20 protein-coding genes are annotated in these 18,803 nt (G+C 56.3%); 9 read left to right on the top strand and 11 right to left on the bottom strand.

The features are described 5' to 3' along the window. Positions 1 to 2: 2 nt before the first annotated feature. From cysW to oscA, 4 genes are all read right to left on the bottom strand, one after another. Positions 3 to 875, bottom strand: coding sequence for a sulfate ABC transporter permease subunit CysW (gene cysW / locus HBN63_RS05610; RefSeq protein ID WP_090252919.1), 873 nt, complete (start codon positions 873 to 875; stop codon positions 3 to 5). A 10-nt stretch (positions 876 to 885) separates the two neighbouring features. After that, positions 886 to 1,704 carry a sulfate ABC transporter permease subunit CysT gene (cysT, locus tag HBN63_RS05605; RefSeq protein ID WP_090252916.1) on the bottom strand — a complete coding sequence of 273 codons (819 nt, stop codon included), beginning with the start codon at positions 1,702 to 1,704 and terminating at the stop codon, positions 886 to 888. Between the two features lie 210 nt (positions 1,705 to 1,914). Then, positions 1,915 to 2,913, bottom strand: a complete 999-nt coding sequence (locus tag HBN63_RS05600) for a sulfate ABC transporter substrate-binding protein (RefSeq protein ID WP_170048710.1) — start codon at positions 2,911 to 2,913, stop codon at positions 1,915 to 1,917. 165 nt (positions 2,914 to 3,078) lie between these two features. Beyond that, the gene (oscA, locus tag HBN63_RS05595; protein WP_170048709.1) at positions 3,079 to 3,261 is read right to left on the bottom strand and encodes a sulfur starvation response protein OscA; all 183 of its coding nucleotides are present in this window, start codon (positions 3,259 to 3,261) and stop codon (positions 3,079 to 3,081) included. Between the two features lie 259 nt (positions 3,262 to 3,520). Here oscA and HBN63_RS05590 point away from each other — a divergent pair, with 259 nt between their 5' ends. After that, the gene (locus HBN63_RS05590) at positions 3,521 to 4,102 is read left to right on the top strand and encodes an alpha/beta hydrolase (RefSeq protein ID WP_170048708.1); all 582 of its coding nucleotides are present in this window, start codon (positions 3,521 to 3,523) and stop codon (positions 4,100 to 4,102) included. A 13-nt stretch (positions 4,103 to 4,115) separates the two neighbouring features. Here the strand turns inward: HBN63_RS05590 and HBN63_RS05585 are convergent, their stop codons facing one another. Further along, complete coding sequence (locus HBN63_RS05585) at positions 4,116 to 5,033, bottom strand: LysR family transcriptional regulator (protein ID WP_170048707.1); 918 nt, start codon at positions 5,031 to 5,033, stop codon at positions 4,116 to 4,118. A gap of 112 nt (positions 5,034 to 5,145) precedes the next feature. Between HBN63_RS05585 and betC the strand changes: the two genes are divergently transcribed. From betC to HBN63_RS05570, 3 genes are all read left to right on the top strand, one after another. Beyond that, a complete protein-coding gene (gene betC / locus HBN63_RS05580) occupies positions 5,146 to 6,654 on the top strand; it encodes a choline-sulfatase (RefSeq protein ID WP_170048706.1) in 1,509 nt (502 codons plus the stop codon). A 53-nt stretch (positions 6,655 to 6,707) separates the two neighbouring features. Further along, a complete protein-coding gene (choX, locus tag HBN63_RS05575) occupies positions 6,708 to 7,631 on the top strand; it encodes a choline ABC transporter substrate-binding protein (protein ID WP_170048705.1) in 924 nt (307 codons plus the stop codon). A gap of 81 nt (positions 7,632 to 7,712) precedes the next feature. After that, positions 7,713 to 9,278: a SulP family inorganic anion transporter gene (locus tag HBN63_RS05570; protein ID WP_170048704.1), complete on the top strand. Its 1,566-nt coding sequence runs from the start codon at positions 7,713 to 7,715 to the stop codon at positions 9,276 to 9,278. Between the two features lie 103 nt (positions 9,279 to 9,381). Here HBN63_RS05570 and HBN63_RS05565 read toward each other — a convergent pair whose 3' ends face one another. Both HBN63_RS05565 and HBN63_RS05560 read right to left on the bottom strand, forming a co-directional pair. After that, positions 9,382 to 10,194: an OmpA family protein gene (locus HBN63_RS05565; RefSeq protein WP_170048703.1), complete on the bottom strand. Its 813-nt coding sequence runs from the start codon at positions 10,192 to 10,194 to the stop codon at positions 9,382 to 9,384. Further along, entirely contained in the window at positions 10,191 to 10,595 is a 405-nt protein-coding gene (locus HBN63_RS05560) for a DUF4398 domain-containing protein (RefSeq protein WP_241693772.1), read from the bottom strand. Before HBN63_RS05560 ends, HBN63_RS05565 begins: the two co-directional genes overlap by 4 nt. 497 nt (positions 10,596 to 11,092) lie before the next feature. On the opposite strand from HBN63_RS05560, the gene HBN63_RS05555 reads away from it, so the two are divergent. Beyond that, the gene (locus HBN63_RS05555) at positions 11,093 to 11,647 is read left to right on the top strand and encodes a hypothetical protein (protein ID WP_170048702.1); all 555 of its coding nucleotides are present in this window, start codon (positions 11,093 to 11,095) and stop codon (positions 11,645 to 11,647) included. A 10-nt stretch (positions 11,648 to 11,657) separates the two neighbouring features. Here HBN63_RS05555 and HBN63_RS05550 read toward each other — a convergent pair whose 3' ends face one another. Next, complete coding sequence (locus HBN63_RS05550) at positions 11,658 to 12,386, bottom strand: serine protease (protein WP_262498891.1); 729 nt, start codon at positions 12,384 to 12,386, stop codon at positions 11,658 to 11,660. A 253-nt stretch (positions 12,387 to 12,639) separates the two neighbouring features. Between HBN63_RS05550 and HBN63_RS05545 the strand changes: the two genes are divergently transcribed. Next, a complete protein-coding gene (locus HBN63_RS05545) occupies positions 12,640 to 12,855 on the top strand; it encodes a general stress protein CsbD (protein ID WP_090252854.1) in 216 nt (71 codons plus the stop codon). 33 nt (positions 12,856 to 12,888) lie between these two features. Here the strand turns inward: HBN63_RS05545 and HBN63_RS05540 are convergent, their stop codons facing one another. Next, positions 12,889 to 13,461, bottom strand: a complete 573-nt coding sequence (locus HBN63_RS05540) for a hypothetical protein (protein WP_167144868.1) — start codon at positions 13,459 to 13,461, stop codon at positions 12,889 to 12,891. Between the two features lie 173 nt (positions 13,462 to 13,634). On the opposite strand from HBN63_RS05540, the gene HBN63_RS05535 reads away from it, so the two are divergent. The 3 genes from HBN63_RS05535 to HBN63_RS05525 all read left to right on the top strand — a co-directional run bounded on the left by HBN63_RS05535 (position 13,635) and on the right by HBN63_RS05525 (position 16,716). Then, the gene (locus HBN63_RS05535; protein ID WP_170048888.1) at positions 13,635 to 14,171 is read left to right on the top strand and encodes a DUF3087 domain-containing protein; all 537 of its coding nucleotides are present in this window, start codon (positions 13,635 to 13,637) and stop codon (positions 14,169 to 14,171) included. Between the two features lie 1,112 nt (positions 14,172 to 15,283). Then, the gene (locus HBN63_RS05530) at positions 15,284 to 15,574 is read left to right on the top strand and encodes a hypothetical protein (RefSeq protein WP_170048701.1); all 291 of its coding nucleotides are present in this window, start codon (positions 15,284 to 15,286) and stop codon (positions 15,572 to 15,574) included. Beyond that, entirely contained in the window at positions 15,571 to 16,716 is a 1,146-nt protein-coding gene (locus HBN63_RS05525) for a relaxase/mobilization nuclease domain-containing protein (protein WP_170048700.1), read from the top strand. Before HBN63_RS05530 ends, HBN63_RS05525 begins: the two co-directional genes overlap by 4 nt. A gap of 315 nt (positions 16,717 to 17,031) precedes the next feature. Here the strand turns inward: HBN63_RS05525 and HBN63_RS05520 are convergent, their stop codons facing one another. Next, a complete protein-coding gene (locus HBN63_RS05520; protein ID WP_170048699.1) occupies positions 17,032 to 17,643 on the bottom strand; it encodes a hypothetical protein in 612 nt (203 codons plus the stop codon). Between the two features lie 367 nt (positions 17,644 to 18,010). Beyond that, positions 18,011 to 18,803: hypothetical protein (locus tag HBN63_RS05515; RefSeq protein WP_170048698.1), on the bottom strand; the 793-nt coding region annotated here is incomplete at its 5' end.

Here is an 18,803-nt window from a genome sequence, read left to right as displayed (position 1 = left end):
ACTTATTCCTCGCCAGCACTGGCTTTCAGGCGGTTGATACGGGACTCGCTCCACTGCTTGAGCAGCAGGATAAACACCGCCAGCAACAGCAGCAGGCTGGCGACGCTGAAGGCGGCGACGTGGTTGTATTCGTTGTAGAGAATTTCGACATGCAGCGGCAGCGTATTGGTGTAACCACGGATATGCCCGGAGACCACCGACACCGCGCCGAACTCGCCCATGGCCCGCGCGGTACACAGCACCACGCCATAGATCAGCCCCCATTTGATATTGGGCAGGGTCACGTGCCAGAACATCTGCCAGCCATTGGCACCAAGCAGGCGCGCGGCCTCCTCTTCCTGGGTGCCCTGCTCCTGCATCAGCGGGATCAGCTCGCGGGCAACAAAGGGCACGGTGACAAACACCGTGGCTAAGACGATGCCCGGTAAGGCGAAGATGATCTGAATATCGTGCTCGCGCAGCCACGGGCCGAAAAAGCCCTGGGCGCCGAACAGCAGCACGTAGATCAGACCGGCGATCACTGGCGATACAGAGAACGGCAGGTCGATCAGGGTGACCAGAATGCTCTTGCCGCGGAACTCGTACTTGCTCACGCACCAGGCGGCGGCCACGCCGAACACCAGGTTGAGCGGCACCGAAATGCCCACCGCGAGCAGGGTCAGCTTCAGCGCACTGATCGCGTCGGGCTCGAAGATCGCACCAAAGAAGGTGCCAAAGCCGTGCTTTAACGCCTCACTCAGTACGATAAACAGCGGCAACACGAGGAACAGCACAAACACCAGCCAGGCGCTGATGATCAGCAGCCGGCGACCCAACACATTGCCGCGTCGTGCGGCGTTGGCCGAGGCTGACGCGCTTAGGGTTACAGAAGACATGGCGACCTCCTCAGGACTTGGCAATCTGGCGCTGCAGCAGGTTGATCAGCAGCAGCAGAATGAAGGAGACCACCAGCATCAACACGCCAATCGCGGTGGCACCGGTGTAGTCGTACTGGTCAAGCTTGACCATGATCAGCAGCGGCAGAATTTCGGTTTTCATCGGCATATTGCCAGCGATAAAGATCACCGAACCGTACTCACCGACACCACGGGCAAAGGCCAGCGAGAAGCCTGTAAGCCAAGCTGGCAGCAACGCTGGCAGCAGCACATGGCGAAACACCTGCAGTGGTTTGGCACCGAGGCAGGCCGCAGCCTCTTCGACCTCGCGTGGGATATCAGCCAGCACCGGCTGGATGGTGCGCACCACAAACGGCAGGGTGACAAAGGTCAGCGCCAGGGTGATGCCGATGGGCGTGTAGGCAATCTTGAAGCCCAGGTCGGTAGCAAACTGACCAACCAGGCCGCTCGGGGCATACAAGGCGGTCAGGGCGATACCGGCAACGGCGGTGGGCAAGGCAAAAGGCAGGTCGATCATCGCCTCTATCACCTTGCGGCCTGGGAAGGTGTAACGCACCAGCGTCCAGGCCAGTAATGTACCGATAATGCCGTTGATCACGGCGGCCGCGAAGGCAGTAGCAAAGCTCAATTTGAGCGCTGCCAGTACCCGCGGTGCTGAAATAATCGCCCAGAATTCAGCCCAGGTAAGCTGAGCGGCGTGAACAAACATGGCACCCAGAGGAATCAGCACCAACAGGCTGAGGTACACCAGGGTGTAACCCAGCGTCAGCCCGAAGCCGGGTATGACGGGGGAAGTACGACGAGACATGGTTTGGCCTTGTGCTTGTTAAGCGACGAGCTAATGACGCGTTGCGAGCGAAGGTCAGACAAGGCGCAACGACCGACGGGAGTAACAGCCAGAGGCTGGCCCGTAGGGTGAGCGCCTGCGAATAAAGCCGGCGAGGGACGCGGAGTTTACGGGCTGTAAATGAGCAGTCCCGAGCCGGCTTTCAACGCAGTATGACCGAGCGCAGTAGCGTCACTGCGCCTGATAGATCTGATCGAACACCCCACCATCATTGAAGAACTTCGGCTGTGCGGTTTTCCAACCGTTGAAGTCCTTGTCGATGGTCACCAGCTTCAGTTCCGGGAACTGCTTGGCGAACTCACCGGCAATGGCCTGGTTACGCGGACGGTAGAAGTGCTTGGCGGCCAGACGCTGACCTTCATCGCTATACAGGTAGTTGAGGTAGGCCTCAGCCACTTTGCGCGTGCCCTTCTTGTCGACGTTTTCATCGACTACAGCCACCGGCGGCTCGGCCAGAATCGACAGCGACGGTGCGACGATTTCGAAGTTGTCGCCGCCCTCTTCTTTCAATGCCAGGAAGGCTTCGTTTTCCCAGGCCAGCAGCACGTCGCCGATCTGGTTGTTGACGAAGGTGATTGTCGAACCACGGGCACCGGTGTCGAGTACTGGCACGTTCTTGTAGAGCTTCTCGACGAACTCTTGGGCTTTCGCTTCGCTGCCGTACTTCTGCTGGGCGTAGGCCCAGGCGGCGAGGAAGTTCCAGCGCGCACCGCCGGAGGTTTTCGGGTTCGGGGTGATGACTTCCACGCCCGGCTTGACCAGGTCATCCCAGTCCTTGATGCCTTCCGGGTTACCCTTGCGCACCAGGAACACGATGGTCGAGGTGTACGGCGTGCTCGATTGCGGCAGACGCTCCTGCCAGTTCTCCGGGATCAGCTTGCCGAGCTTGTACAGCTCATCGATATCACCGGCCAGGGCCAGGGTTACCACGTCAGCACGCAGGCCATCGATTACCGCACGGGCCTGCTTGCCCGAGCCACCGTGGGATTGCTGAATGGTCACAGCTTCATTGCCCTGGGCTTGCCAGTGCTTGTTGAACGCAGCGTTGAATTCACTGTACAGCTCGCGGGTCGGGTCGTAAGACACGTTGAGCAGGGTTTCAGCGGCGGCCACCGGGCCTGCAAAAATGGCGCTAGCCAGGGCAGCGAGGGCGAAATGACGAATGGACATGATGCGGCTCCTACTGGGACAAATACGGGGTTGGCGTTCAATGGGTCGATGCTCTCGCCACCTGCCGTGGCTATCCGGCGTGGTGCGCGCGGGCTCGACTCTTTTCATTGCACGCCCTCCGGTGGTCCGGTCGGGCTTTGCGGCGTGTAGCGTTCGGTGTGTCAGTTAGCTGCTCGTATTGCTCTGAGCGTGCGGGCGAAACTTCTCTTTACGCTCGATCTGCACGACCTGACCATTGTGCACGGTGATTTCCACCGAGCCGAACTTCAGGCCATTCAGCGCAGCCTGGATCTCACGCAGGATGCTGGCGTCGTACTGCTCTTCAAGGTTCTGCAGGGTTGAGGTCATGTTGATGCTCCATGAAATAGCCCCTATAAGCGGCGAAGAACAGCCGTAGTCAGTAGGCGTGGAGCGGATAGTAGAGAGGCTTTTATATTCTTAAAAATACCATTTAATAACATTTATATATCTTTTAAGAATATAAAGAGTCGCACCCTCTGCTCACCGAAAAAAGAGCTTCAGGCATAAGCAAATAATTTCTTATTCTTTTTGATATTCAAAAGCCCTCCCTACACTGCAGCCATTCACATCTGCAGGAGGGCGCACGATGCGCAACCAAGCTATCCGCTATCTGATAGTGCCGGGCTGGCAAGGATCGGCCGACGACCATTGGCAGAGCCACTGGCAGCGCAGCCTGCCGAACAGCGCTCGGGTGGAACAGGCCGACTGGCTAAACCCTAAACGTGAAGACTGGGTCGCCGAACTGCAGCGCAGCATCGCCAGCGATCCGCGCCCGACCATCCTGATTGCCCATAGCCTGGGCTGCATCACCGTGGCGCATTGGGCAGCTCATGCCCCTGTGGAGTCGCTGCGCCGGGTGCGCGCGGCATTGCTGGTCGCCCCAGCCGATGTCGAACGGACCAACTGCCCGCCAGCGCTACAGAACTTTGCGCCGATTCCGCAGCACTTATTGCCCTTCCCCAGCCTGTTGCTCGGCTCGGACAACGACACCGCCGCCAGCGCTGCGCGTGCTGGCGAACTGGCCCGTAACTGGGGCAGCGAGGCGGTGGTCCTCAGCGGCGTCGGGCATATCAACGTGGCGTCCGGGCATCAGCGCTGGGAACAGGGCTTTGCCTACCTGTATCGCTTGCAAAGCCTTATCGAGCGGCACGCGCGCCGAACTGCCTAAGAGTCACGGCTAGTTAAACCCCAGGCCCCTTGGCCAGTTCGGCTTGCAGCCAATCGACAAATACCTGGGTCAAACGCTGGCGACGTTTACGCTCGGGCAGTACCAGGTAGTAGCCCAGCTCCGAATGCGCGACTTCATCGCCCACACGGCACAGCAGGTTCTGCGTCAGCAGTTCATCGACCAGATGCCGCCAGCCGATGGCCACACCCTGCCCTGCGATGGCCGCCTGAATCAGCAGTGTGTAGTTATCGAAACGTAGGCTGCCGGGGCTTGGGGTTTGCTGCAGACCAAACGCGCGAAACAGCCCGGCCCAGTCGAACCAGCGCGAACGATTTTCCGGGCGCAGGTGCAGCAACGGCAGGCTGGCCAGTGCAGCCGCTGGCAAAGGCAATGCTTGCCCCTTGAGCAACTGCGGGCTGCACACCGGGAACACCTCTTCGCGAAACATCAGCTGCGCCTCGGCGTGCTTGAAGCGCCCGTCGCCGAAGTTGATCGCCACATCAATCTCCGCCGGCAACGTGCCCTGATCACGCTCGCTGGTAATCAGGCTGACATCCACCTCCGGATGCAACTGGTGGAAGCGCTGCAAGCGCGGCATCAACCAGTAGGCGGCAAAAGCAAAGTCAGTCGCCACCTGCAGCACCTCATGCTGCTGTTGCGCGGTAACCGCCAGCAGCCCGGCATCCAGACTCTGCAGGCCATCCTGCACATAACTCAACAAAAGCTCACCGGCATCGGTCAGGGCAATGCCCCGGTACACCCGGTCGAACAGCCGCGTGGCTAGCTGCTGCTCTAGCCGTTTGATCTGCTGGCTGATGGCCGGTTGGCTGGTGCCCAGCTCGCTGGCGGCGGCGGTAAAGCTCAGCTGGCGGGCGGCGGACTCGAACACCCGCAGCACATCCAGCGACACCCCATCGATGCGTTCAAACATAAGCTCAGGTTATCCAATGCATCTACTGGCAGCAGGTTTACCCAGCTTTTGCTAAGCCGGATGATCAAGCCAGCACTGTCGCATAAATCTTTTATATGGAATACCGGCTGCCATGAAACGCCCGAATATCCTCTTTATCATGGCCGATCAGATGGCCGCGCCGATTCTGCCGCTGCACGATGCCGCCTCACCGATCCAGATGCCCAACCTGATGCGCCTGGCCGCCGAGGCTGTGGTGTTCGATGCGGCCTATTGCAACAGCCCACTGTGCGCGCCGTCGCGCTTTACCCTGGTCAGCGGCCAACTGCCCTCGAAGATCGGCGCTTATGACAACGCTGCCGACTTCCCCGCTGATGTACCGACCTACGCCCATTACCTGCGCCGTCTGGGTTATCGCACCGCGCTGTCGGGCAAGATGCATTTCTGCGGCCCGGATCAGCTGCATGGCTATGAAGAGCGCCTGACCAGCGACATCTACCCCGCCGACTACGGCTGGGCGGTGAACTGGGATGAGCCGGATGTGCGCGCCAGCTGGTACCACAACATGTCGTCGGTGCTGCAAGCCGGACCATGCGTGCGCACCAACCAGCTGGATTTTGATGAAGAGGTGGTGTTCAAGGCCCAGCAGTATCTGTATGACCACGTGCGCCGCGACGGTGATCAGCCTTTCTGCCTGACCGTGTCGATGACCCACCCGCATGACCCCTACACCATCCCGGCCGAGTTTTGGGACCTCTACCGCGATGAGGACATTCCTCTGCCGCGCCACACCATCGCGCAGAATGAGCAAGACCCACATTCGCAACGCCTGATGAAAGTCATCGACCTGTGGGACAAGCCGCTGCCCGAACAGAAGATTAAGGACGCGCGCCGCGCCTACTTCGGTGCCTGCAGCTATATCGACAGCAACATCGGCAAGCTGCTGAAAACCCTCAAGGACTGCAACCTGAGCGACAACACCATCATCGTGTTCTCCGGCGACCACGGCGACATGCTGGGTGAGCGTGGCCTCTGGTACAAAATGCATTGGTTTGAAATGGCCGCCCGCGTGCCGTTGCTGGTGCATGCACCCAAGCAGTTTGCTGCGCGCCGGGTAAGCCAGAACGTCTCGACCATGGACCTGCTGCCGACCCTGGTAGAACTGGCTGGTGGCACGCTGCAAACCGACCTGCCGCTGGATGGCCGCTCGCTGCTGGCACACCTCGAAGGGCGCCAGGGCCACGATGAAGTGATTGGCGAATACATGGCCGAAGGCAGCATCAGCCCGCTGATGATGATCCGCCAGGGCGAGTGGAAATTTATCTATTCAGAACACGACCCCCTGCTGCTGTTCAACCTGCGCCACGACCCGCAAGAGCGCGAAAACCTGGCAGAGTCCGCTGAGCACCAAAGCCGGCTGGCTGACTTTATCAACCAGGCCCAGGCGCGCTGGGACATGCAGGCGATTCATCAGGCCACTCTGGCCAGCCAGCGTCGCCGGCGTTTTGTTGCCAGCGCCCTGACCCAGGGGCACCTGACCAGCTGGGACCATCAGCCAATGGTCGATGCCAGCCAACAGTACATGCGCAACCACATTGATCTCGACGACCTCGAACGTCGCGCCCGTTTTCCGCAACCCTGATTGCAAGCCACTGCCGCGTTGATCCAAAACTAATAATTCAAGAGGACATTGCCATGCACACACTTCGCACAGCACTTATCGGTGGCCTGTTACTGGCCGCCAGCAGCTATACCTTCGCCGAAGACGCCAGTTGCGCCACGGTGAAACTCGGTGATCCGGGTTGGAGTGATATTGCCGTGACCAATGGCATCGCCAGCTTCCTGCTCGACGGCCTGGGCTACAAGGCGCAGCCGCAGACCCTGGCCGTGCCGATCATTTTCGCCGGGCTGCAGAAAGGTCAGGTGGATGTGTTTCTCGGCAACTGGATGCCCGCGCAGCAGAGCAACTACGACAAGTTCGTCAGCAGCGGTGAAGTCGAGCAACTGGTGGAAAACCTCGGCGGCACCGAGTACACCCTGGCCGTGCCCACCTACGCCTATGAGGCTGGGGTGAAAACCTTTGCTGACCTCGATCAGCATGCCGACAAGTTCAGCCGCAAGATCTATGGCATCGGTTCCGGCGCACCGGCCAACGAATCCATCCAGAAGATGATCGCCGCCGACGAATTCGGTCTCAAGGACTGGAGCCTGGTCGAATCCAGTGAACAGGCCATGTTGGTGCAGGTTGGCCGCGCAGTGAAGCGCGAGCAATTTGTGGTGTTCCTGGGCTGGACCCCGCACCCGATGAACGTGCAATACGACATGCGCTACCTCAAGGGCGGCGAGAAGTACTTCGGTGCCAGCGGCAGCGTCAACACCCTGGCCCGCAAAGGCTATGCCGCGCAGTGCCCGAATGTCGGCAAGCTGCTGAGCAACCTGAAATTCACCCAGGAAATGGAGAACGCCATCATGGATAAAGTGCTGAGCAAGCAAGCCAGCAACGATGAAGCAATCAAGACGTGGCTCAAGGCCAATCCAGCGGTGGTTGCCGGTTGGCTTGAGGGCGTAACCAGCCGCACTGGCGGTGATGGTCTGGCGGCAGTTAACGCCAAGCTTTGAATCGGCCGGCTTGATTCCCTAAAGTAGACGAGCCGCTGCTGTGCAGCGGCCTTGTCCATCGCCTGCAAAAGAAGCTCACGCATGCCCTTGCTCCGCCTTCAGACCCTGTTGCCCTTTTTGCGCTGGCTGCCGCATTGCAGCAAACGCAGCCTCGGTAAAGACCTGCTGGTGGGACTCAACGGCGCCATTCTCGCGCTGCCGCAATCCATCGCCTACGCCCTGATCGCCGGGCTACCGCCGCAATACGGCTTGTACGCGGCCATCGTGCCGGTGCTGATCGCCTGCCTGTGGGGCTCCTCTAGCTTTCTGATCTGCGGCCCCACCGCCGCGATCTCCATCGTGCTGTTCAGCAGTGTCAGCCCGATGGCGACACCGGGCAGCGACCACTTTATTGCCCTGATACTGCTGCTGACCCTGTTAGCCGGTGTGTGCCAATGGCTACTCGGGCTGCTGCGCTTCGGCGCACTGGTGAATTTCGTTTCGCACTCGGTGGTGCTCGGCTTCACCCTGGGCGCCGCACTGGTGATCGGCATCGGCCAGTTGCCCAACCTGCTCGGCCTCACCGTCACCAGCCAAGCCACCGCGCTCACGAGCCTGCTCAGCCTCGGCGAGCACCTGGCCGAGAGTGACTGGCGCACCCTGGTCGTAGCGCTGTTCACCTTGGCCATCAGCCTGTTGTGCAGGCGCTTGTGGCCGCGGGCGCCGGCTTTACTGATCGGGATTGTGGCCGCCAGCCTGCTGGTCATGGCCTGGCCGGGGCAGCTTGGCCACGTTGCACTGGTCAGCCGTTTTGTAGGCAGCCTGCCGCCCTTCGCGCTGCTGGAGTTCAACCTCACCCACATCCTGCAACTGCTGCCCGCGGCAGTGGCCTGCGGTTTACTCGGGCTGGTCACCAGCCTGTCGATTGCCCGCGCCCTGGCAGATAAATCCCAGCAACTGTTCGATGCCAATCAGGAAGTCCGTGCCCAGGGCCTGTCGAATATCATCGGTCCCTGGTTCGGCGGTTCGCTGTCGGCCGGCTCCTTCACCCGCTCAGCACTCAACCAGCAAGCCGGCGCCTGCTCGCCTATGGCCGGGGTGTTCGCTGCCCTGCTAGTGGCATTGTTCGCCTTGTATGGCAGCCGCCTGTTTGCCTATGTGCCGATTCCCGCCATGGCGGCGAGCATTCTGCTGATCTGCTGGGGACTGTTCGACCTCACGGCCGTTAAAGCCCTGAAGCGCGTGAGCCGCAGTGAGTTTCTGGTGATGCTGCTGACCGTGCTGGCGACCCTGGTACTGGAGCTGCAAAGCGCCATCTACGCCGGCGTACTGGCCTCACTGATCGTCTACCTCAAGCGCACTTCACAGCCGCGCGTGCGCCAGTGGCAGGACGGCGAGCAGGAATGGCTGTGTATCGAAGGTTCGATCTTCTTCGGTGCCTGTCATTACCTGCAGCAACGCCTGCAACGTAGCGGCGCAGCGTGGGTGATGATCGATGCGCGGCATATCAACTTTATCGACTACGCCGGCGTCACCATGCTGCACCAGGAAGCACGCCGCCTGCACAGCCAGCAGCGGCATCTGGTGTTGCACTACGCACGGCCACAAGTGATCGACGAAATTCGTAAGCTGGAAGGCCCGGAGCGCTGCCCGGTGCAGTTCGCCTAGCCGCCTGGAAAAGCTGCCAGACAGTGGTGTACAGCCGTGCAGGTCGGAAGGGCTCCGACCTGCGCTTAGCTGACCTACAAAGGCTGCAGGTCAGAACATGGCATCAGCGTTGTGATGCCATGTCATGGCTGATGATGATTTCCACCCGCCGGTTCATCTGCCGACCTGAAGCCGACTCATTACCGGCAACTGGCATGCTCTCGCCCTTACCCGAAGCACCCAGGCGGCTTGGGGAAACGCCCTGATTGGTCAGGTAATGCATCACCGAGTCGGCGCGACGTTGCGACAGGCTCAGGTTCATTTCTTCGCTGCCGACGTTATCGGTATGCCCTTCAATCAGTACTTGGCGCTCAGGATGCTGGCCGAGAAAAATCGCCAGCTTGCCGAGGTTATTGGCCGTACCCGCACGCAACTCCGAGCGCCCGGTAGCGAATAGCAGATCACCCAGGGTCATGACCAAGCCACGTTCGGTTTGCTTGGCATTCAGCTCATCAATCTGTTGCTGCAACTGGCTGTTCTGCAGCTGCGCCTGATCGGCCTCGCGGGTGCGCGAATCCAGACGCGCGCCTTCACGCTGCTGGCTGAGGATTTTGCGCTGATCCTCGTAGAAGCGTGTCTGCGCCAGCGCCGTGGCAATTTCCACTTTGCGGTCAGCCATCACCACCAGATGCTGGCCCAGGGCCTGCTCTGCGTCCTGATCCTTGCGCGGCTGCTCGGCGACGATCACCGCATCTTCAGCAGCCTTGAGCGCGACAGGCGCGCGAGTATTCAGCTGTGGATCGGCTTGCAAGCGGGTGAGTTTGCCGCGCACATCGGCGGCGCCTTCCGGCATGCTCGGTTTAGCGGCGCAGCCGGCCAGCGCAAGGCTGATTGCGCTGACCAGCAGCAGGTGCTTCGCGTTATGAGCAAGGTTCATTGTTGAGCTCCCGTGTTGCGTTGCATTTCCTGTTTCAGGCTGTTGGTGCTTTTCTGCATTTCGTCATTGACTACCTTGGCTTTGGTCGCCTGTGACTTGGCCAGGGCCAGCTCGGCTTCTACCCGCGACTGGTCTGCCAGGCGCTCGGCGAGCAGCATCTCCTCACGCTGCACAGCCATATTGGCGGCGGTCAGTTTTTCCCGAGCGACACCCAGCTCTGGTGAGGCGTAATCGGCCACACGGGCCTGTTCGGCATTGCTGATCGCCGATTCGGCAGCTTGCAACGCCTGGCTTGGCGGCAGGGGCGGTGAAGCGCAGGCGCTGAGCATCAGCAGCCCGGCGCAAAGGCCGGCAAAACGCAACGCAGCCATGCCATCAACGATGGATGAAGTCCTGTTCATAGGAATGTCCTCAAAAACAATTACGGGTAAGCACGCCACAGCTTTCGCCGCACACGGGCCCAGGTGGGCTAAGCCACAGCGCTCGATCAGCGCGGCAGACAGCATTCTCGGTCGCCAGATCAATGACCTATGGCATGGCGCTCTGCGCCAGGCTCATGGCAATCAGCAGACTGCTCACGGCAAGGACGGCATAGGCAATGGCAAACGCCAGCAAGAGCGGGCGGTAGTGAATTTTCATGGCGCATCTCCGACGATTAATGCACAGGCAACTGCAGGCTAAACGCCACCTTGAAACACGGCATTTACGCCACGGCTGCAGCTCGCCTGGAGCGACAATCGCAGCTCGGCACAGTCCTGTCGGTACGCTGGCGCGCATAGACCGCACAATCGCGGGTGTCGCGATGCGCCCTGCGTACGCAGGCGCACAGACACGCCCATTTACGCGACTTAAGCTTGCGTTCGGTCGTCGATGACAGCTCACGATCAGGAGCAGCAAGATGGACCTCTATCGCCACCACGTTTCAGGCTTCTTTACCCAACGCAGCACTGCTGAACAGGCGCTTGCCCAGCTGATTCAGCGCGGCATGCACCACGAACAGCTGGAGATCGTTGCAGGCAATGCCGATGCCCCACCCGCTCCTGCACCGCAGGCGAAAAGCAACAAGGTGCTCAAGGACATGCTGGTCGACATCGCTATTGATACCGGTATTGGTATCGGCATTGGTGCCTTGATCGCGGTGGCGTTGATCGTCAGTGAAGTCAGCCTGTTCCACGCCAGCCCGATCCTTGCGCCCTTCTCCCTGATGGGCATGGGGGGCTTTATCGGCGGTTTTCTCGGCAGTGTGATCGGCGCCTCATCCGGCGCTGGCCAGCATCACGGACGCCTTGCCAAGCTGGTGAGCAAGGCGATTACTCACGGTGATGTGGTGCTAGTGGCACAGACCCACAACGAGCAGGAGACCCGCATGGCACGCGAGGTGATCAGGGCCACATCCGGCCTGGTCAAGGACATCAACATGGCCGCTGCACCCGAGCTGCAGCAGCAACGTTGAGCCCAGGTCCTTACTGAGTCAGGGTCAGCAGAATATCGGCATACCAGGTGCAATTGAGCCCTAGGGCCTCGTCCACCTCTAGATCCCGGCTACCCAGATCAAGCCGCGCCGAATGCACGCCCAGCAGCACCCATGGCAACTCATCTGTCTCGCTGTCCGGTATGCGCATTACCACTGGCGCACCACTGGTACCGCGGTGTGTGCGGGCATCGGTCAGAAAGTACCCCTGGCCCTGAAAACGCAGGCCGAATGACGACGCCACCACGGCATGCCGCACCACCGCGATATGGTGCAGGGTGTCGTGAAAACCCAGTGGGAAACCCACCACCAGCAAGGATGTGCCAACCTCGACCGGGGTTTGCGGCTGCAGCAGATGCTCCGGAGTAAAGGCGTGATAGACCATGCTCTCTGGCAGCGCCGCGCGCTCGATCTCCAGCACCGCCACATCCACATCACCGGCGCCATCGCAGCCCTGCCGCCAGAGGCTCTGGCCATCGCGATAGAGCAGCATGGAGAAGCCGGTGGTCTGCGCCACATTGTGCAAATCGGTGTGCACTTCGATCTCGATACGATCGGGAAAATGCTGGCTCGGCTCATCAATCATCACGTGCCGACTGGTTACCAAGAACAGACGCTCATCGCGGGCGAAGTAAAAGCCGCTGGCGTTGGTCAGCAACTGCTCCCCGGCAAAGGTACAGACGCGTGCAGCCGTCAGCAGCACAGGTTCGATCATCGACATTGCGGCATATCCTTGAATTGACTGCAGGCATGCCAGAACAGGCCCATGAGGCTCTAAATAGAGCAATTGCCACGCCATTTCACCTACGGCGCGGCAATCAGGCTATCGGCGCAGCGCCATGGCGTCGGTACGCAAACCCGCATAAGCGCTGTAGCGCACCGACTGACGACCTCAGCTTTGACAGGCTGGCATCAGCACAATTCCGCTCTGACCGCGCAACCGGCCCAGCGCGGTAAACTCAGGAGCACCACACATGAGCAGACCCCTTGCCGAAATCATCCAGAAAAACTGGCGCAAACTGGCCGGCCTCGCCCTGATTGTCTGGGACGAGCTGACCCTGGATGAACTGATCAAATCCGAAGGCGACGCGCAGAAACTGACCAACCTGGTGCAGCAGCGCTACGACATGCCCCGCGAGGACGCCAGCAAGCAGGTCATGAGCTTCTTCGAAAGGCACCGCACCAGCTGACAGCGCGCCAACGCTGGCAAGCAAGCGACCGCCTCACTTCAAGCGATAGCGCGCCAGCTCAGCCGGCGTCAGCACGCGCATGCGCCGCGGCTCGGTGCTGTTGATCGCCGCAAGCAGTTCCGGCGGAATCTGCATTTCCTTGAAATAGGCGGTTTGAGTGGCGCGGCTCGGCCCGAAGGCAGATGCCGAATGCACCGAATCACTGCCCGCATAATACGGCCTGTGAATCCCCACATAACCGCGCACGCTTTTGCCATGCCCCGCCGCCAGCAGGTACACGCAACTGCCCTGGCACACCCCGGTGGACGGCACCAAAGCGTCGAAGCCGGTTTCACGCAGCAAACGCCCCATGCGAATGGCCTCGGATACGCTGCCGCCGATGCTGTCGAGCATGACGATTTTCTTCGCGTACTTGCCCGGGTTGGCTTTGATGCCCTTGAGCAGCGCCTCGTAATCGCCCGGCGCAATATCCTCGGAGACCTTGGCCAGCAAAACCCGCCCGAGCGTCTTGTGCTGCCCGGCCTGCACCTCGACCTTGGCCAACGCGGTGCTCGAACACAGCGCTGCCACGCAGATAATCACAACCTGAAACACAGTACGACTCATAAACCCGGTAAATCCTTAAGCGATGCGGTCAACGTATGGGCGAAGATACCTGTTGCCGAGCAATCGCGCATAATTTGCAGCATTGGGAGCATGCCTCGACAACCCGGCCTGCCCGCCCCAACCCGTAAGCAACGCCGCTACCACCTGCTCAAGTGAGAATTACCGTGGCCCCGATGTTCAAAATCCAGCACCGCACTCCTGAAATCTACCGTCAGCAAACCCGCCGCAGCACCCTGACTATCGCGGCGATCTTCGTCGCCCTGGCCATGCTGCTGTCGAGCAGCGCTGTGCTGCTATTCGGCACCCCAGGCGGTGACAACTTCCGCTGGAACCTTGGTGGGGTTATCGCCGCATTAGCTCTGACCGTGGTCTTGGTGCGCGTAGTGCTGTGGCCACAGCCCTTTATGGCCGCTGCCGTGTACGGCTGGCGCCTGAAACGCAGCCTGATGCGCGTGACCAACCTGATGCACCACGTCAAAGCTGGCGTCGCCGCCCGCGACCCAGCCGCCATGCAGCTCCTGCGCTTCTACCACCTGGGCCTGACCCAAATGCACCAGTTGGATGGCAACTCCAGCGCCCTGAGTGAAGCGGTGGCGGAAATCAACCAACACCAGGAACGTATGGAAGAACTGGATATGGATATTGACCAACTGCAACTCAATGCTGACTGGCTTGAAGCTGTGAAAAAGATCCAGCCCCTGCCCCGCTAACCTGCAAGTAAGCGCTGCCGAAGGGAACAGCATAAAAAAGAAGGACATGGAGCATTTTTAGGACAGTTTTACCCTAAACCTGCGCCCCACAAAAAAGCCCGCTGGAATCTATCAAGACTTCAGCGGGCTTTGCTTACTTCAATATGGCGGGAAGATAGGGATTTGAACCCTAGGTACCATCGCTGATACAACGGATTTCGAATCCGTTTTTAGCCCCCGTAACCACTGGCCTGTAGAAATATTTCCCTTATTTTTCAATGACTTGACCAAGCATGACACGTCAGGCTTCAACATGCTTATGGGGGAACGCTCCCCCAAAATTCCCCCACACTCCCCGCGCTCCCCACGCCGCTTTTCGGTGAAAGCTCTCGCGGCATGACCAGCTGGTTCAGTAGTCATTTCAGTGCCCATTCTGCCTCTATGAGAGCCCAAAATGCCACTTAAAATGCCCAACGTGCCACTCAGAGAGCCCGGTGAGGCACTGCTTTTTGGGGTGTTTTTGAGCCCTAAAATCACACAAAACCCGCTGAAATCAAGGGGTGTAGGTGATTAAGGTGGCAAATAATGCAACTAATATTAATGCTTAGGTCAAGTGTTTTTATTGCTACTTTTGTTAGTTATTTATAACCAAGATCGTATCGCATGCCAACATACAAGGATGATAACGATAAAGCACTTAAAAAGCCTAGTATGTTTGCGATACTAGAAGCGTATGACATTTAAGCGCACAGGACGATAACGATAAAACGCTGAATATGACCAGTATACTTGCGATACTAGAAACGTATGACATTAAGACATGCAGGATCATAGCGATAAAACAATCAATATTGCTAGTATGCTTGCGATACTAGAATCATATGGCATTTAAACGCGCAGGATAATAATATCGATAGAGCCCTCATGCTATTGACGGCAAACTATTTTCGGTTATATGTCAATAAAAAACCTGAATAACCTGCATCTCATATGTAATAATACATCTATAAGATCTTCTTAGCCAGTTGTGTCTATGTAAGACGAATATTAAGGCCCCCTGGCCAAATATCAACTGGCCTGCTCACTCCACTTCGTGGGTTGCGCTATTAAAACAATAATAAAAAGGTACTACCATGGCACACGCAAACAAAAGCTCATCAGTAACTTTCCGTCTCTCATCAGAAGAAAAAGAAAAGACCGAGAAGAAAGCAGAAGCTGCTGGCTATGACACCATCAGTGCTTACGTTCGTGATCACGTTATAAATGGCACTCCAAAAGACAAGTTAGTTCTATCTCCTGAGTCTTTTGAAGGCCTTGCCATCGCTTCGACTTTGAGCGGCATGCTTAACAACACTAGTCATTCTCGCGAATCCCAACCGCTTTTGTTGAGACTCACCCGCATTTTAATGGCGGTGAAGTCATGATTGGTAAAATCTTCCCAAAGAGCACTGGCAGTTTTGAGAACCGAATTAAATATATTTTCGGTCTCTCTAAGCACGATCATGCGATTTCTTTGATTAAAACAGTCGGCGGAAACTTCTTTGCCAGAGACCCTCTGCCGGAAATTCAGACCGGAAATAAAGATGAGATCAAAGCCGTTATTTCCGAATTCGACGAAGTAGAGAAACTGCGTAAGTCTTCTATCGACTCCAATCAAGACATTAAGCCCGTATTTCACGCAATGCTTTCACTGCGCCCCGGCGAAAAACTGACGAAAATACAGTGGGACAACGCCATTAAAAAATACATGCGTGATCTTGGCTTTACCGGCACTAACAAATATGTGGCAGTTTTGCACGAGGACACTGATCACCAACACGTCCATATCGTGGCAAATCGCATTCGACTTGAAGACGGCTTTCGCATGACAAGCGATAGCAACGAGCGCAAGAAAAACGTCAACTCAGTATCCGAAATTGAAGATGAATACTGTCTTCATAAAGCCCCAAAACCAACAGAAACCTGGGGCACTGCCATTACTCACGCGGAAATGCAGTCAGCCATTGCAAATAACGACTTGCCTTTTAAACACAAAATGATCGCCAAAATTGCAGGCGCCATCGAAAAAACCACTGAACACAGTGGTGATATGTTTATGTTTGTACGCTTATTAAGACAACAAAAGGTTTATATACATCTCACAAAAGACGAAAACGGCCAACCCAAAGGCGTAACTTTTGAGCACAACGGCAAGCTAATCAGTGGCCGACAGTTAAAAAGATCACGCCTCACATGGCAGAAACTAACGACACAAGAAGGTATTGAATATGATCCAGAAACCATTTCAGAGCTTGAGGCTGAGATTGCAAGACGAATTGAAGGCGAATATGAAGTCACTACAGTCAGAACTCGATACTACGTCTTTGTCGCAAGCAGGCGCAGAATCTACATCAGCTTCAAATCCAAAGAAGAGGAAATACAGGACATAATCAATGCCCTTCTCCAGATACTCCTGCTACTTTTTGGCATTATTTTCATCCCGGAAGAATCCCCTAAAGGCACTTGGTATCAGCGCTACACGCCCGGAAAGCCCTTCACCCCGACCTTTCAAAATCCACAGCCATAAAAAAGGCCCTCGCGCGGGCCTAATACTCACACTAGAACCCACTTAAAATCATAAATCAGATGATTTTAATATCCCGGCTTACGAATTTTCCAGCCAGTTCCACTTCATATAAAGCTGTTACGCTACCGAAATGAAGCTTTCCATCAACCACAGCCTCAAAGGGCTTTCTACAGCGAACTTAGACCAGCTTTTTATTTTCTACGGCCTGAATAAAATCACTTACAAAGCTTCCTGAAACTCCAGTGAAGCATAAATTAAAGTGTTCCGCCCTCTAAACCAGCTAAAACGTAGAATGGGTAATTCCAAGATTACTGCTCACAATTTTTCAAATACTTTTATCTTCGTTTCATCGTCAAGTCCAGCGACCAACTCTATGAAATTAGAATGGAGATCCATCAAACCAACGCGAGCTTGATTCAGAATCGGGACGATATACCCTGACATAACGATGATGTCGAATATTTTGCGTGACATTATCCTGGAGGAATACGCAGAAATGAAGATTCCATATACTTCAACGTGACTATATTTAATCCGAATAAGCCACTCAACAAGCATGATGGCTATGTCGTGTTGTCCAGCTTTGATAGCGTCAATGCATGCCTTGTGAGCTTTAAATCCATGCCGCTCATCAAGGTTTGACAACAAATGGGCGACCAGCTCCATGTCATTTATTACCGGAGTCTGACTGATATCGAAAAGCACACATTCATATCCGATGAATCTGGCTGTTGCCACAAGTGTTCTCTTATCTTCTGCTGTAAGTTTGTGCTCAAAATCTAGATCAGCTCTACGGCTTTTGATGTGCATAGACAGTTCAACTATCGCGCAAACTCTTTCCAAGTTTGACATTGAGTTTGCGATAGTAATGACAGATTTCCATCGATTCCGGTCGTATGCGTCTTTTAATAATTGCCTTTCTTTCATGCTAATCACTTTTATTCTTATTGTTTTTTTGCTATTTTACATTTCTTATTTTTGGGCGCTTATATTTTAATTATATCAACTCAGCGACAGAACCACCTATACACTTAACTCCTATATACCTAAAAGAAAATTATTGAAAAGTGATAAGTGCGTAGTTGAACTGACTTGACCACTTATCTTTTATTTGACTTGTCGGCAGAGCCGGATTTGCCCCGCACGCTTGCTGGTCTTGAGCGACCTAAGTCGACCGATTCTGTTGAAAAAATAGCTCATCTGCCTGGTCTGCGGCAAAATTGTTTCATTGGCCGGAGGGGGATCACCAGCATGATGAGACAGCTATCGAGCGGGCAGGAACGACTGTTTGCCATCAAGCCGGACGAGCAAATTTCTCGACCGTATTGGTGATGAGGGCCGCGTACTCAACTAGAACTCTTAACAACTGATCTAGCGTGTCGTTGACCGCATTCAACCGATACAAAGGATCATCTGTACCAACCGACACCTCTAACAAGCTAATTAAATTTCGCCCGTCATGCAGCTCACAATACGTATCAAAAATTTCCCTCATCGAAACTTTGAATCGACCGTCCTTGCCTGCCTGCCCAACAGACTTGGAGACGACTGATTCAATGTCATCGATATAACCGTTGTTGTGAACTATAATGTGCCGCAGCTTTTCAATCACTACTAGTCCAACCCGAAAGTTAGTCCCCCTTTTATTCCCACACTCAAATTTCTTAAAGTCCTCTGAGCTGGCTCTGAACCTTTCAGTAATGCTGTATGGGCGATCTTTCTTTCGGCGAGCGCGATCCAGCAACCATTCAAAGTCCGTTTCATCCACCTCACCTGGCGTAACATTCCCGAAATCTGCCATCCACCAGACACTCGGCTTCCGCATCGCAGCTGCCGCATAGGCTTCTTCGAGAAAGTCTTCAAACCCCTCGTAAGCTTCGGCAAGTATCCACTGGTACTGCTTAATTTTATGAAATCGGCACTCTGCAAGTGCTTGATCGACATCTGCCGTACGTGGCGTTAGGGAAACTCTGAAAAAGACTTTCTGATTTGGCAAAATACCGCGACCCCACCCACCGAGTTTCCCGATGAAGCAGATGACCTTCGCCGACGCCGAGTACGCTGGCAAGCGCAAGCAAACCCGCAAG

Source organism: Pseudomonas sp. WS 5011 (assembly GCF_012985775.1).
In the GTDB taxonomy this organism is placed as follows: Bacteria; Pseudomonadota; Gammaproteobacteria; order Pseudomonadales; family Pseudomonadaceae; genus Aquipseudomonas; species Aquipseudomonas peli.
The sequence above is the reverse complement of the archived record's forward strand: the minus strand, read 5'-3'. Positions and strand labels throughout refer to the sequence as shown.

What these genes read in the sequence shown, in the direction of transcription:
- HBN63_RS05525 (WP_170048700.1), top strand. Translation starts at nt 15,571, where the DNA reads ATGATTGGTAAAATCTTCCCAAAGAGCACTGGCAGTTTTGAGAACCGA.
- HBN63_RS05570 (WP_170048704.1), top strand. Translation starts at nt 7,713, where the DNA reads ATGCCCTTGCTCCGCCTTCAGACCCTGTTGCCCTTTTTGCGCTGGCTG.
- choX (WP_170048705.1), top strand. Translation starts at nt 6,708, where the DNA reads ATGCACACACTTCGCACAGCACTTATCGGTGGCCTGTTACTGGCCGCC.
- HBN63_RS05560 (WP_241693772.1), bottom strand. Translation starts at nt 10,595, where the DNA reads ATGAACAGGACTTCATCCATCGTTGATGGCATGGCTGCGTTGCGTTTT.
- cysW (WP_090252919.1), bottom strand. Translation starts at nt 875, where the DNA reads ATGTCTTCTGTAACCCTAAGCGCGTCAGCCTCGGCCAACGCCGCACGA.
- HBN63_RS05520 (WP_170048699.1), bottom strand. Translation starts at nt 17,643, where the DNA reads ATGAAAGAAAGGCAATTATTAAAAGACGCATACGACCGGAATCGATGG.
- HBN63_RS05530 (WP_170048701.1), top strand. Translation starts at nt 15,284, where the DNA reads ATGGCACACGCAAACAAAAGCTCATCAGTAACTTTCCGTCTCTCATCA.
- betC (WP_170048706.1), top strand. Translation starts at nt 5,146, where the DNA reads ATGAAACGCCCGAATATCCTCTTTATCATGGCCGATCAGATGGCCGCG.
- HBN63_RS05585 (WP_170048707.1), bottom strand. Translation starts at nt 5,033, where the DNA reads ATGTTTGAACGCATCGATGGGGTGTCGCTGGATGTGCTGCGGGTGTTC.
- HBN63_RS05555 (WP_170048702.1), top strand. Translation starts at nt 11,093, where the DNA reads ATGGACCTCTATCGCCACCACGTTTCAGGCTTCTTTACCCAACGCAGC.
- HBN63_RS05550 (WP_262498891.1), bottom strand. Translation starts at nt 12,386, where the DNA reads ATGTCGATGATCGAACCTGTGCTGCTGACGGCTGCACGCGTCTGTACC.
- HBN63_RS05600 (WP_170048710.1), bottom strand. Translation starts at nt 2,913, where the DNA reads ATGTCCATTCGTCATTTCGCCCTCGCTGCCCTGGCTAGCGCCATTTTT.
- oscA (WP_170048709.1), bottom strand. Translation starts at nt 3,261, where the DNA reads ATGACCTCAACCCTGCAGAACCTTGAAGAGCAGTACGACGCCAGCATC.
- HBN63_RS05535 (WP_170048888.1), top strand. Translation starts at nt 13,635, where the DNA reads ATGTTCAAAATCCAGCACCGCACTCCTGAAATCTACCGTCAGCAAACC.
- HBN63_RS05545 (WP_090252854.1), top strand. Translation starts at nt 12,640, where the DNA reads ATGAGCAGACCCCTTGCCGAAATCATCCAGAAAAACTGGCGCAAACTG.
- HBN63_RS05590 (WP_170048708.1), top strand. Translation starts at nt 3,521, where the DNA reads ATGCGCAACCAAGCTATCCGCTATCTGATAGTGCCGGGCTGGCAAGGA.
- cysT (WP_090252916.1), bottom strand. Translation starts at nt 1,704, where the DNA reads ATGTCTCGTCGTACTTCCCCCGTCATACCCGGCTTCGGGCTGACGCTG.
- HBN63_RS05565 (WP_170048703.1), bottom strand. Translation starts at nt 10,194, where the DNA reads ATGAACCTTGCTCATAACGCGAAGCACCTGCTGCTGGTCAGCGCAATC.
- HBN63_RS05540 (WP_167144868.1), bottom strand. Translation starts at nt 13,461, where the DNA reads ATGAGTCGTACTGTGTTTCAGGTTGTGATTATCTGCGTGGCAGCGCTG.